Raw genomic sequence first — 12,477 nt, 5'->3', positions numbered from 1 at the left:
ACGATGAACCAGAGTCTTTTCGCCGAAGTCGGCAAACACCTGCCCAGCGACCTGTCCAAACCCTTCATCCGCACGCCCCTGGGGGGCGGCTACAGCTATGCCGACATGCTGCGCAGCACCTCGCAGTTCGCCCACGCGCTGGTGGAGCTTGGCGTGCAGCCGGGCGACCGCGTTGCCGTGCAGGTCGACAAGAGTCCCGAGACGGTGATGCTCTACCTCGCCGTGCTGCGCGTCGGCGCGGTCTACCTGCCGCTCAACAGCGGCTACACCGGCGACGAGCTGCGCTACTTCCTCGACGATGCCGAGCCCTCGCTGTTCGTCTGCGCGCCGGTCTTCGAGGCCCAGGCCCGCGAGCTGGCGAAAGTCAGCGGCGTGGCCCACGTGGAGACCCTGGGCGATGCCGGTGACGGTTCGCTGATGGCTCGGGTGCACGGCAAGCCGGGGCGCTTCGTCGACGTGCCGCGCGCCTCCAGCGACCTCGCGGCGATCCTCTACACGTCGGGCACCACCGGGCGTTCCAAGGGCGCGATGATCAGCCACGGCAACCTGGTGTCCAACGCCCGCGCGCTGGTGGATGCCTGGCAGATCACTGACAGGGACTGGCTGCTCCACGCGCTGCCGATCTTCCACATCCATGGCCTGTTCGTGGCCTGCAACAGCCTGCTGATGGCGGGCGGCTCGATGCTCTTCCTGAGCAAGTTCGATGCCGCGCAGATGCTTCGCCTGCTGCCCCAGGTGAACCTGCTGATGGGCGTGCCGACCTTCTACACGCGCCTGCTCGACCAGCCTGGCCTGAGCCGTGAGGCGGTCGCGCACATGCGCCTGTTCATCTCCGGTTCCGCGCCGCTCACCGCCGAGACCCACAAGGCGTTCTCCGAGCGCACCGGCATGGCCATCCTCGAGCGCTACGGCATGACCGAGACCGGCATGAACACCTCCAACCCGCTGGATGGCGAGCGTATCGCCGGTACCGTTGGCTTCCCGCTGCCGGGCGTCGAGCTGCGCATCACCGACCCGGCCAAGGCCGAGCCGACCCCGCTGCCCCAGGGCGAGCCGGGGATGATCGAAGTGCGTGGGCCGAATGTGTTCCAGGGCTATTGGCGGATGCCGGAAAAGACCGCCGAGGAACTGCGCGCGGACGGCTACTTCATGACTGGCGACATCGGCTTCGTCGACGACCGTGGCTACGTGCAGATCGTCGGCCGCAACAAGGACATGATCATCAGCGGCGGCTTCAACGTGTACCCCAAGGAGCTGGAGGAGATCCTCGACACCCTGCCGGGCGTGGTCGAGTCGGCGGTGATCGGCGTGCCGCACCCGGACTTCGGCGAGGGCGTTACCGCTGTGCTGGTGGCCAGCCAAGGGCAGGCGCCGAGCGAGGCGCAGGTACTCGCCGCGCTGGACGGCAAGCTGGCGCGCTTCAAGCAGCCCAAGCGGGTGATGGTGGTCGATGCGCTGCCGCGCAATGTGATGGGCAAGGTGCAGAAGAATGTGCTGCGCGAGCAGTTCAAGGCGTTGTATTCCTGATAGTCCGCGCGGGTCAGTTGTTCGCGAGCAAGCTCGCTCCTACAGGTCGGGCCTAGCGCCGGAGCGCTCTTCGTAGGAGCGAGCTCGCTCGCGAACCGCCCAACGCCGGTACCCATTGTAGGAGCGGGCCATGCACGCAATCCGCCGGCAGGGCCGGCATTTCCTTTTGCGCTGATGTTGCAGGTCTTCTGCGTTGGCTTGGGTGTTCCCGCGCCGCTTTGGCGTGCGCGCGAACTTCTTGTTTCGCCCCCTCGGGCGACCTCCTTTGGAAAGACCCAAAGGAGGCAAAGGTCTTGCCCCGGACATCCGGCTTTTCGCTCAGGCGAAAAATTCCCTCGTTGAACGGGGCGGCTCGGCGTGCGCGGATGTTTCTCTGGAAATCCTTTTAAAGCCAAAACCAAAGCCGGCGGGATAGGGCTCTTCGTAGGAGCGAGCTTGCTCGCGAATCGCTCAACGCCGGAGCGACGCAATGAAAAAGCCCCGCATCAGCGGGGCTCTTTCATGTTGCACAAATCGATCAGCGAACGGTCACCACCACCTTGCCCACCGCCTTGCGCTGGCCCAGGTGATTGATCGCCTCTGCCGCCTTCTCCAGCGGGTAGGTCTGCGACACCAGCGGCTTGATCTTGCCCTCGGCGAACCAGGCGAACAGTTGCTGGAAGTTCGCCGCATTGTCCTGCGGCTGGCGCTGGGCGAAGGAGCCCCAGAATACGCCGACCAGGGATGCACCCTTGAGCAGGGTAAGATTGGCCGGCAGCGACGGAATGGTGCCGCTGGCGAAACCGACCACCAGCATGCGGCCGTTCCAGGCGATGGAGCGGAAGGCTTCTTCGAACAGGTCGCCGCCCACCGGGTCGTAGATCACATCCACGCCCTGGCCGCCGGTGATTTCCTTGAGCTTGTCCTTCAGGCTGCCTTCGCTGTAGTTGATCAGCACGTCGGCGCCGGCGGCCTTGGCTACTTCCAGCTTGGCCTCGCTGCTGGCGGCGGCGATCACTTTCGCGCCCATGGCCTTACCGATTTCCACGGCGGCCAGGCCCACGCCACCCGAGGCGCCGAGTACCAGCAGGGTTTCGCCCGGCTGCAGGTTGGCGCGCTGCTTGAGCGCGTGCATGGAGGTGCCGTAGGTCATGCCGAAGGCAGCGGCGCTGGCGAAGTCCATGCCGTCGGGGATCGGCATCACGCTGTAGCCGGGTACCGCCACTTCTTCGGCGAAGCTGCCCCAGCCGGTCAGCGCCATCACGCGGTCGCCGGGCTTCACGTGGGTCACTTTCTCACCAACCGCGCCGACCACACCGGCGGCCTCGCCGCCCGGGGAGAACGGGAAGGGCGGCTTGAACTGGTACTTGCCCTCGATGATCAGGGTGTCGGGGAAGTTCACCCCGGCGGCGTGAACCTGCAGCAGGACCTCGTTCTTCTTCGGCTCGGGGCTGGCGATGTCTTCCAGCACCAGGGTTTCGGCGGGGCCGAAGGCTTTGCACAGCACGGCTTTCATGAGGACGTACTCCGTTGGAGGTTGTTCTTTGTGAGTAGCGGGCAGTGTAGGAGCGCAGGCACAGGGGGCAAATGACCATGGCCTGGGCTTATGCCCCGATATAGCTTGGGCGGCGGCGCGAGTGTGGCTATCCTTTGCCCATCGAATCCGGAGACATCGCCTTGAGAGCTTTCCTCGCCCTGTTGCTGGCCTTTTCCTTCAGTACCTTCGTCATGGCTTCCGAGTCAGAAGAGGCCAAGCCGGAAGATGCCAACAAGCCTGTATTCGTCGACCTCACTCCCGCACTGGTGGGCAACTACGGCAGCGGTCCGCGGCTGAAATACTTCAAGGCCGACATCGCGCTGAAGGTCACCGGCAAGGAGGCCTCCGAGAAGGTCGAGCACCACGAGCCGCTGATCCGCAACCAACTGGTGATGCTGTTCGCCCAGCAGACCGACGATTCCCTGGGCAGCGTCGACGGCAAGGAGAAGCTGCGCCAGGAAGCTCTCAAGCAGGTGCAGACCGTCCTCCAGCAGGAAGAGGGCAAACCGCTGGTGGACGACCTGCTGTTCAACAACCTGATCGTCCAGCCCTGACCGCTGCATGAGCGCCTGCATGAGCGCGACTCATCTGCGCGCCGCAGGCGCTCCTCGTTCCCGGCTGCGGCTGCTCGCCGCAATGCCGGGCTGAAAGCCCCGTCCCGCAAGGCGCGTAGGAAATTTCCTGCGCACGCCTGACCTGAATCAAACCCCATTCGCTGCCTGTCGCCGAACATCCCCTCATGATTCGCTCGAATTCGAGCGCCTGGACAAGGGGAAATCGGATGACAGGAAACGCAAAAAGCTGGCGCACCCGCGGACTCGCGGTGCTGGTAGTGGCCGTGCTCGCCGCGCTGGCCTGGCAGACGTTCAAGCCAAATGGCCTGGGCGAAGGCTTCGCCAGCGGCAACGGGCGCATCGAAGCCACCGAAGTCGACGTGGCCACCAAATTGGCGGGCCGCGTGGCGGAGATCCTGGTGGACGAGGGGGACTTCGTCACTGCCGGGCAGGTCGTTGCGCGCATGGATACCCAGGTGCTCAAGGCCCAGCTGGCGCAGGCCGAGGCCGAGGTGCGGCGGGCGCAGAACGCCAAGCTCACCGCCGAGTCGCTGGTTGCACAGCGGCATAGCGAGAAGGCCACCGCCGAAGCCATGGTCGCCCAGCGCCAGGCCGAACTTACTGCCGCGCAGAAGCGCTTCACCCGCACCGAGCAACTGGTCAAGCGCAACGCTCTGCCGCAGCAACAGCTCGACGACGACCGTGCGGCATTGCAGAGCTCCCAGGCAGCGCTGGCCGCCGCGCGCTCGCAGGTCATCTCGGCGCAGGCCAGCATCGCTGCAGCCAGTTCCCAGGTGATCGAGGCGCAATCGGCCATCGAGGCCGCCACCGCCAGCACCGTGCGCCTGCAGGCCGATATCGACGACAGCGACCTCAAGGCCCCGCGCAACGGTCGCGTGCAGTACCGCGTGGCGCAGCCGGGTGAAGTGCTGTCCGCTGGCGGCAAACTGCTCAACATGGTCGACCTGGCTGATGTCTACATGACCTTCTTCCTGCCCTCGGGGCAGGCCGGCAAGGTCGAGCTGGGCCAGGAAGTGCACCTGGTGATCGACGCGGTGCCGGAGTACGTGATCCCGGCGAAAGTCTCCTACGTCGCCAGCGTCGCGCAGTTCACGCCCAAGACCGTGGAGACCGCCAACGAGCGCGAGAAGCTGATGTTCCGCGTCAAGGCGCGCCTCGATCCGGGCCTGCTGGAAAAATACATCACCTACGTGAAAACCGGCGTGCCGGGCATGGCCTATATGCGCCTCGACCCGCAGGTGGAATGGCCGGCTGACCTGCAGATCAAGGTCCCGCAATGAACGCCGCCGACTGCGTGGCCCGTCTGGCTGGCGTCTCGCTGCGCTATGGGCAGACCTGCGCAGTGGACGACGTCACCCTGGAGATCCCGGCCAACCGCATGGTCGGCCTGATCGGCCCGGACGGCGTCGGCAAGTCCAGCCTGCTGGCGCTGCTGGCGGGCGCGCGGAAGATGCAGGATGGCGAAATTCAGGTGCTCGGCGGCGATATGCGCGACGTGCGCCATCGCCGCGCCGTTTGCCCGCGCATCGCCTACATGCCCCAGGGCCTGGGCAAGAACCTCTACCCGACGCTCTCGGTGTTCGAGAACGTCGATTTCTTCGGCCGCCTGTTCGGCCACGACAAGGCCGAGCGTGAGCGGCGCATCGCCGACCTGCTGCAAAGCACCGGCCTTGCGCCCTTCGCCGAGCGGCCGGCGGGTAAGCTGTCTGGCGGTATGAAGCAGAAGCTCGGGTTGTGCTGCGCGCTGATCCACGATCCCGACCTGCTGATCCTCGACGAGCCCACCACCGGCGTCGACCCGCTCTCGCGCAACCAGTTCTGGGAGCTGATCGGGCGCATCCGTGCCGGTCGCGAGGGCATGAGCGTGCTGGTGGCCACCGCCTACATGGAAGAGGCCGAGCGTTTCGATTGGCTGGTGGCGATGGACGAGGGTAAGGTGCTCTCCACTGGCACGCCTGCCGAGTTGCGCGAGCAGACCGCGACAGCGAACCTCGAGGAGGCTTTCATCGCGCTGCTGCCCGAGGCCAAGCGCGCCGGGCACCACAAGCTGGTGATCCCGCCACGCACGTTGAGCGAGGGCGCCCCTCAGATTGCCATCGAAGCCGAAGGGCTGACCTGCCGCTTCGGGGATTTCGTCGCGGTCGACCACGTCAGCTTCCGCATCGAGCGCGGGGAAATCTTCGGTTTCCTCGGCTCCAACGGTTGCGGCAAGTCCACCACCATGAAGATGCTCACTGGCCTGCTGCCGGCCAGCGAAGGCACCTGTGCGCTGTTCGGCCAGCCGGTGAACGCCAACGACATGGAGACCCGCCGGCGCGTGGGCTACATGTCCCAGGCCTTTTCGCTGTATGCCGAACTGACGGTGCTGCAGAACCTCGAACTGCACGCCAGGCTGTTCCACCTGCCGGCCGACCAGATCGGCCCGCGCGTGGAGGAAATGCTCAAGCGCTTCGACCTCGGCAAGGTCCGCAACGAGTTGCCGGACAGCCTGCCGCTGGGCATCCGCCAGCGCCTGTCGCTGGCGGTGGCGGTGATCCACAAGCCGGAAATCCTGATCCTCGACGAGCCCACCTCGGGCGTCGACCCGGTGGCCCGCGACGGCTTCTGGGAGCTGATGGTGGAGCTGTCGCGCAATGACGGCGTGACCATCTTCATCTCTACCCATTTCATGAACGAGGCCGAGCGCTGCGACCGCATTTCGCTGATGCACGCCGGCAAGGTACTCGACAGCGACACCCCGCAGGGCTTGATCGACAAGCGTGGCCTGCCGACCCTGGAAGCCACCTTCATTGCCTACCTGGAAGAGGCCGCCGGCAGCGCGCCGGTGCCGGATACCGCGCCTGCGTCGGAAGCACCTGCCGAGCCGACCCGATACAAGGGCAGCGACCGTTTCAGCTGGCTGCGGCTGTTCAGCTACGCGCGCCGCGAAGCCATGGAGCTGCGCCGTGATCCGATCCGCCTGACCCTGGCGCTGGTGGGCACCGCGCTGCTGATGTTCATCATCGGCTACGGCATCAATATGGACGTCGAGGACCTCACCTACGCCGTACTTGATCGCGACCAGACCACCACCAGCCAGTCCTATGCGCTGAACATCGCCGGCTCGCGCTACTTCATCGAGAAAGACCCGATCCAGGACCCGGACGATCTGGAGCGCCGCCTGCGCAGCGGCGACATCAGCCTGGCGGTGGAAATCCCGCCGAACTTCGGCCGCGACCTCAAGCGCGGCGCCGATCCGGCCATCGGCGTGTGGATCGACGGCGCCATGCCGACCCGCGCCAACACCGTGCTCGGTTATGTGCAGGGCCTGCACTCCAGCTACCTGGCCGACCTCTCACGGCAGAACGGCAACGCGGCCGCCAGTGCGGCGGCCAGCACCGAGGTGCGCTACCGCTACAACCCGGACGTGGAGAGCCTGAAAGCCATGGTGCCGGCGGTGATCCCACTGCTGCTGATCATGATTCCGGCGATGCTCACCGCCCTGGGCGTGGTGCGGGAGAAGGAGCTGGGCTCCATCACCAACCTCTACGTCACCCCCGTCACGCGCCTGGAATTCCTGCTGGGCAAGCAGTTGCCCTACATCGGCATGGGCATGATCAACTTCGTGCTGATGCTGGCCATGGCCGTGCTGCTGTTCCAGGTGCCGCTCAAGGGCAGCTTCCTCGCGCTGCTGGTCGGTGCGTTCCTCTACGTGGTGACCAGCACCGGGCTGGGGCTGCTGCTCTCGACTTTCATGAAGAGCCAGATCGCTGCCGTGTTCGGCACCGCCATCGCCACCATGATCCCGGCCATCCAGTTCTCCGGGCTGATCCACCCGGTGTCGTCGCTGGAAGGCGCGGCAGCCTTCATCGGCCAGCTCTACCCGACCTCGCATTTCCTCATCATCAGCCGCGGCGCCTTCTCCAAGTCGCTGGGCTTCCCTGACCTATGGGTCTACTACCTGCCGCTGGCGGCGATGATCGTGGTGCTGACACTGCTCAGCGTGGCCTGCCTGAAGAAGCAGGAGGACTGAGCCATGAAGAAGCTGGCGAACATCTTCAACCTCGGCATCAAGGAGTTCCGCAGCCTGGGCCGCGATTACGCGATGCTGATCCTGATCGCCTGGGCCTTCACCCTGGGGGTCTACAGCTCGGCCACCGGCGTACCGGAAACCCTGCACCACGCGCCTATCGCCATCGTCGACGAGGACCAGTCGCAGCTCTCCACGCGGATCATCAACGCCTTCCAGCCGCCGTACTTCCGCACACCGGAGATGATCGGCCACGCCGAGATGGACCGTGGCATGGATGTCGGCCTGTACACCTTCACCCTGGACATCCCGCCGGACTTCCAGCGCGACGTGCTGGCCGGGCGGCAGCCGGCGATCCAGGTCAACGTCGATGCGACGCAGACCGGCCAGGCGTTCTCCGGCGCCGGTTACATCCAGAATATCGTCGGCACCGAGGTGCGCGAGTTCGTCAGCCGTTACCGCGCCGAGGCGGCGATGCCGGCAGAGCTGGCGGTGCGCATGGAGTTCAACCCGAACCTCACCCAGGCCTGGTTCGGCGCAGTGATGGAGGTGATCAACCAGATCACCATGCTGTCGATCATCCTCACCGGCGCCGCGCTGATCCGCGAGCGTGAGCATGGAACGGTGGAGCACCTGCTGGTGATGCCGTTGACTGCCTTCGAGATCATGATGGCCAAGGTCTGGTCCATGGGCATCGTGGTGCTGGTGGCGGCAGCCATCTCGTTGCAGCTGGTGGTGCGCGGCTGGCTGGACGTGCCGATCAGCGGTTCGGTAGGGCTGTTCCTGCTGGGCGCGGCGCTGCACCTGTTCGCCACGACGTCCATGGGCATCTTCCTCGGCACCGTGGCGCGCTCGATGCCGCAACTGGGCCTGCTGGTGATCCTCACGCTGATGCCGCTGCAGATTCTCTCCGGCGGCACCACGCCGCGCGAGAGCATGCCGGAGCTGGTGCAGTACATCATGCTCGCGGCGCCGACCACCCACTTCGTCAGCCTGGCCCAGGCGATCCTCTACCGCGGCGCGGACCTGTCCATCGTCTGGCCGCAGTTGCTGGCGATCGTCGGGATCGGCGCGGCGTTCTTCAGTGGCGCGCTGTGGCGCTTCCGCCGGACCATCGGGCAGATGGCCTGACGCTTCGCCCATTCTGTAGGAGCGAGCTCGCGAACGGTCTATCCGGCAGCGCTGACGCCAGGCGGGTTCGCGAGCAAGCTCGCTCCTACAGAGACCCTCACCCTGACCGCGCACCTCGCTCCGAAGGGAGAGGGGGCTGGTTTGGTGCCGGCGTAAACCGAAGTGCCAGCCGGCACTTTCAGCGCCCTCTCCCTTCAGGGAGAGGGTGGGGGAGAGGGCATGCCTCGTACGGATTTTCAGGTAAGCGTGCGCTCGGCCATATCTGCCGGCCACACACAGGTCTGGTTCCTGCCCCTGTGCTTGGCCGCGTACAGCGCCTGGTCGGCCTGGGCGATCAATTGGTCCGGCTCGGCATCCTGCCCAGGCGTGGCGATGGCCAGGCCGATACTCACCGTCAATCGTCCCAGCTCGGCGGCCGGATGCGCGATGCCCATCTCGGCCACGCGCTGGTGGATGCGCGCGGCTACATGGCTGGCGCCTTCCAGGCCGGTATCGGTCAGGATGATGACGAACTCTTCGCCGCCATAACGGCATGCCACGTCGCCTTCGCGTTGCAGGCACTCCTGCAGGCAGCTGGCGAGGCGTCGCAGTGCGTCGTCGCCGGCCAGGTGGCCAAGGCAGTCGTTGAAGCGCTTGAAGTGGTCGACATCGAGCATCAGCACCGCCAGCGGCGCATCGGCGCGGCGCAGGCGACGCCATTCGCTCTGCAGCTGGCGGTCGAAGTAGCGGCGGTTGTAGAGCCCGGTCAGCCCGTCCTGCTGCGACAGTTTCTGCAACTGCGCTTCGAGTTGCAGGCGCTCGCTGTTGTCGCGGGCCACGGCGATCAGGTAGTCGCGGTCGCCCTGGTGGATCAGTTGGGTGTTGATCTCCGCCGGCTGCAGGCTGCCGTCGCGGCGCTGCATCTCGCGCTGGAAGATCATCGACAGGTTCAGCCGGTGTGCCTGCTGCACCAGCTGGATCCAGGCGTGGAAGCCGGGGATCAGGCGCTCGGGATCGTCGCGCAGCAGGTGGCGGAAATCTTCTGCGCTGTAGCCCAGGCCATTGTAGGTGGCGCGGTTCATGTGCAGCAGCTCGCGTTGCTGCAGATCGAAGATGAACAGCGCGTCGCGGCTGGAGTCGGTGAGGTCCAGCGCCAGCTGCAGGCGTTCTCGGCTGTCGTGCAGGGTGGCTTCGACGGACTGGCGCTGTCGCGCCTCCTCGCTGAGCAACTGGTTGCTGGCGCTCAGGGCAGTGGCGCGGCGGGCATTCTCACGGGCGAGGAACAGCGCTGCGACCAGCAGCAGGCTGATCGCCACGCCGCCACCGAGCACCACGTTGGGCAGGGGCGTGGAAATCGACCGCACCAGCGTGGCGGTGGGACGCAGCTCCAGCTCGAAGCTGCGGTTGTTGAGCAGGCGCAGCGGCACGCGCAGGGGAGGCTCGGCGTCACTGTCGGGCTGATCGCGCACGTAGATGGGCTGTCCGTGTTCCAGCAGGCGCACGCTGAACAGGTGGTTGTCGGTTTGCTCCAGCAAGTGGTCCATCAGGTTGCCGACGCGGAAGACGCCCTGCATGAAACCGTCGAAGCGCAGCTGGTTGGTCGCGTCGCGAATGAACACCGGCGTGTAGAGCACAAAGCCACGTCCGCCCTGGAGCAGTTCCACGCTATCGCTCAGGCGCGACTTGCCGCTGTCGCGCGCGGCCATGGCAGTGGCGTAGTTGGGGTGCCGGTCGGTGAGGCGGAAATTCAGCGCCGCCTCGTTGCCTTGCAGCGGCTCCAGCCAGCGGATGCGCAGGTCCGGGTCCGACCACTGGATCGACTGGTAGCCGGGAAAGCTGCGCACGTAGAAGCGCGCGTCCAGCTCCCACTCGGCACGGGGCATGCGGCCGTGGTGGGTCCACAGCTGGGCGAGCAGGTCCAGGCCCTGGACCTGCTCGTGGAGGTTGGCTTCCAGCTGGTGCGCCAGGCTGCGTCCCTGGTAGGTCAGGCGCTCCTGCACGCGTTGCCGTTCGCTGCTTGCCAGCTCCTCGCCGAGCCAGGCGCTGGCAAGCAGGAGCACGCAGAGCAGACCGCCAAGCCCGAGGTAAGTAGCTAATGAGGACTGAAGGCGGTACATGTGGCGAATTCCGGGGGCTTCAGTAACCTAATAGCACAGTGCCTCTATTTCTGCGCCAGGCCGACGACGATCGCCCATTGTTCGGCGGTGACCGGCATCACCGACAGGCGGCTGCCTTTCTGTACCAGGGGCATCTCTTCCAGCCCGGCCTGCGCCTTGAGGGTGCCCAGCGGCAGCACCGAGCGGAATGCCTCGACGAAGCTCACGTCGCGGGCCGTCCAGGGATTCTTCTCGTCGCTGGCCTTGGGGTCGTGGTAATGACTCTTGGGGTCGAGCGCGGTCGGGTCGGGGTAGGGCTCGCCGTCGATCCGGGCGATGCCTGCGATGCCCGGCTCGGGGCAACTGGAGTGGTAGAAGAAGAACAGGTCGCCCGGCTGCATGCTGCGCATGAAGTTGCGTGCCTGGTAATTGCGCACGCCGTCCCAGCGTGCGGTCTTCAGGCGCTGCAGGTCGTGGATCGAGAGTTCGTCGGGCTCGGATTTCATCAGCCAGTAAGCGCGTGCCATCCGCGAGGGTCTCCTTTTGCGTGGCGGGTCGTGATCTTCATTTTTACCAAGGGTAGGCGTTTGCCTGCGACAAGCTGCCGGCTCGTCGGAAACAAATTGTAGGAAGAATATGTAGGAATACCGGCATGAACATTGCCTGAATGAGCCGGAAGTTTTGGGGGCGACTGCTCCTCCGACGATCGGTTGGCGTCAGAATTGCGAGAAGCTTTTCATTGTCGGAGAATGCCGCCGTTTTTAGCTTTGCCTGCCGGACGGACCAAAAACCACCGCCGGCTGTCGTGAACAATTGCCTGGAAGGGGGAGGCAATCGATGAAACGCAAGCCTGATCTTTTGTGGGTGCTGGTAATACTTTTCGGTCTGGGTGTCGTCACTACCGGTTACACCCAGAGCCTGTGGGAACAACGCCAGGGCAATGCCCCGGTGCAGGTCACCCAGCAGCCCTGATCCCGCTTCTGGAATCAGCACTGCTATCGCCACGGTTATCGCAAGGAACGCGATTCCGTCGCGAGACGGCCATACCAGCCGCCGTCCGTCACTATGCCCATCAGTGGCACATCCCAGCTCGCCAGCTCCAGCCTATCGACCTTCTGGCATTCGTGCGCCAGGCCCAATAGCGTCGGTTTCTGCCATTTTTTGCGCATTCCGAGGTAAGCCAGGGTTCGGTCGTAGAATCCCTTGCCCATGCCCAGGCGGCCGCCCTGCGGATCGAAGCCCACCAGCGGCAGCAACAGCAGGTCCAGCGCCCAGGCTGGACGCTGGCGCCCGCGGTCGGCCTGCGGTTCGGCGATGTTGAAGCGGTTGCGCACCCAGCGCTCGCCAACACCGACCTGCTGGAAGGTCATGTGAGTGCGTGGCCAGTCCGAGAGCACCGGCAGGTAGGTCGCCTTGCCGCGCTTCTGCGCCGCCTTCATCAGTGGACGCGGGTCGATTTCGCCGTCGGCCGGCAGATAAAAGGCGATATGCCGCGCGCGGCGAAACAGCGGGTGTTGCGCGAGCTGGCGATACAGGGCCTGGGCGGCGAGGCGTTGCTGAAGGGGAGTAAGCGCGCGTCTGGCCTGGCGCAGCTGGCGGCGCAGGGCAGGGCGGGAAAGACCGTCAGAATGGATCATCGAAGGG

At 65.5% G+C, this 12,477-nt stretch carries 10 protein-coding genes; 6 read left to right on the top strand and 4 right to left on the bottom strand.

What is annotated here, in order from left to right; all coding sequences use genetic code 11:
* Nucleotides 1-3 precede the first annotated feature (3 nt).
* On the top strand, nt 4-1,527 hold the full coding sequence (locus ACNFH5_RS01400) for a malonate--CoA ligase (protein WP_416743669.1): 1,524 nt from the start codon (nt 4-6) through the stop codon (nt 1,525-1,527).
* Nucleotides 1,528-2,044: 517 nt separating this feature from the next.
* On the opposite strand, the gene ACNFH5_RS01395 is transcribed toward ACNFH5_RS01400, so the two are convergent.
* On the bottom strand, nt 2,045-3,022 hold the full coding sequence (locus ACNFH5_RS01395; RefSeq protein ID WP_416743668.1) for an NADPH:quinone oxidoreductase family protein: 978 nt from the start codon (nt 3,020-3,022) through the stop codon (nt 2,045-2,047).
* 161 nt (nt 3,023-3,183) lie between these two features.
* Here ACNFH5_RS01395 and ACNFH5_RS01390 point away from each other — a divergent pair, with 161 nt between their 5' ends.
* The 4 genes from ACNFH5_RS01390 to ACNFH5_RS01375 all read left to right on the top strand — a co-directional run bounded on the left by ACNFH5_RS01390 (nt 3,184) and on the right by ACNFH5_RS01375 (nt 8,758).
* Nucleotides 3,184-3,597 (top strand): flagellar basal body-associated protein FliL, encoded by a 414-nt coding sequence (locus ACNFH5_RS01390; RefSeq protein ID WP_416743667.1) that lies wholly within the window; start codon nt 3,184-3,186, stop codon nt 3,595-3,597.
* A 227-nt stretch (nt 3,598-3,824) separates the two neighbouring features.
* Complete coding sequence (locus ACNFH5_RS01385) at nt 3,825-4,898, top strand: HlyD family secretion protein (protein WP_416743666.1); 1,074 nt, start codon at nt 3,825-3,827, stop codon at nt 4,896-4,898.
* Entirely contained in the window at nt 4,895-7,630 is a 2,736-nt protein-coding gene (gene rbbA / locus ACNFH5_RS01380) for a ribosome-associated ATPase/putative transporter RbbA (RefSeq protein ID WP_416743665.1), read from the top strand. The genes ACNFH5_RS01385 and rbbA overlap by 4 nt, the downstream gene beginning before the upstream one ends.
* Nucleotides 7,631-7,633: 3 nt before the next feature.
* A complete protein-coding gene (locus tag ACNFH5_RS01375) occupies nt 7,634-8,758 on the top strand; it encodes an ABC transporter permease (protein ID WP_416743663.1) in 1,125 nt (374 codons plus the stop codon).
* 236 nt (nt 8,759-8,994) lie between these two features.
* Here ACNFH5_RS01375 and ACNFH5_RS01370 read toward each other — a convergent pair whose 3' ends face one another.
* Nucleotides 8,995-10,854: a diguanylate cyclase gene (locus ACNFH5_RS01370; RefSeq protein WP_416743662.1), complete on the bottom strand. Its 1,860-nt coding sequence runs from the start codon at nt 10,852-10,854 to the stop codon at nt 8,995-8,997.
* Nucleotides 10,855-10,898: 44 nt separating this feature from the next.
* A complete protein-coding gene (locus ACNFH5_RS01365) occupies nt 10,899-11,360 on the bottom strand; it encodes an EVE domain-containing protein (RefSeq protein WP_416743660.1) in 462 nt (153 codons plus the stop codon).
* A gap of 310 nt (nt 11,361-11,670) precedes the next feature.
* Between ACNFH5_RS01365 and ACNFH5_RS01360 the strand changes: the two genes are divergently transcribed.
* Entirely contained in the window at nt 11,671-11,805 is a 135-nt protein-coding gene (locus tag ACNFH5_RS01360) for a hypothetical protein (RefSeq protein WP_128082560.1), read from the top strand.
* A 35-nt stretch (nt 11,806-11,840) separates the two neighbouring features.
* Here the strand turns inward: ACNFH5_RS01360 and ACNFH5_RS01355 are convergent, their stop codons facing one another.
* Nucleotides 11,841-12,470, bottom strand: a complete 630-nt coding sequence (locus ACNFH5_RS01355) for a 5-formyltetrahydrofolate cyclo-ligase (RefSeq protein WP_416743659.1) — start codon at nt 12,468-12,470, stop codon at nt 11,841-11,843.
* Between the last annotated feature and the right edge of the window lie 7 nt (nt 12,471-12,477).

Source organism: Pseudomonas sp. NY15435, assembly GCF_048068295.1.
In the GTDB taxonomy this organism is placed as follows: domain Bacteria; phylum Pseudomonadota; class Gammaproteobacteria; order Pseudomonadales; family Pseudomonadaceae; genus Pseudomonas.
The sequence above is the reverse complement of the archived record's forward strand: the minus strand, read 5'-3'. Positions and strand labels throughout refer to the sequence as shown.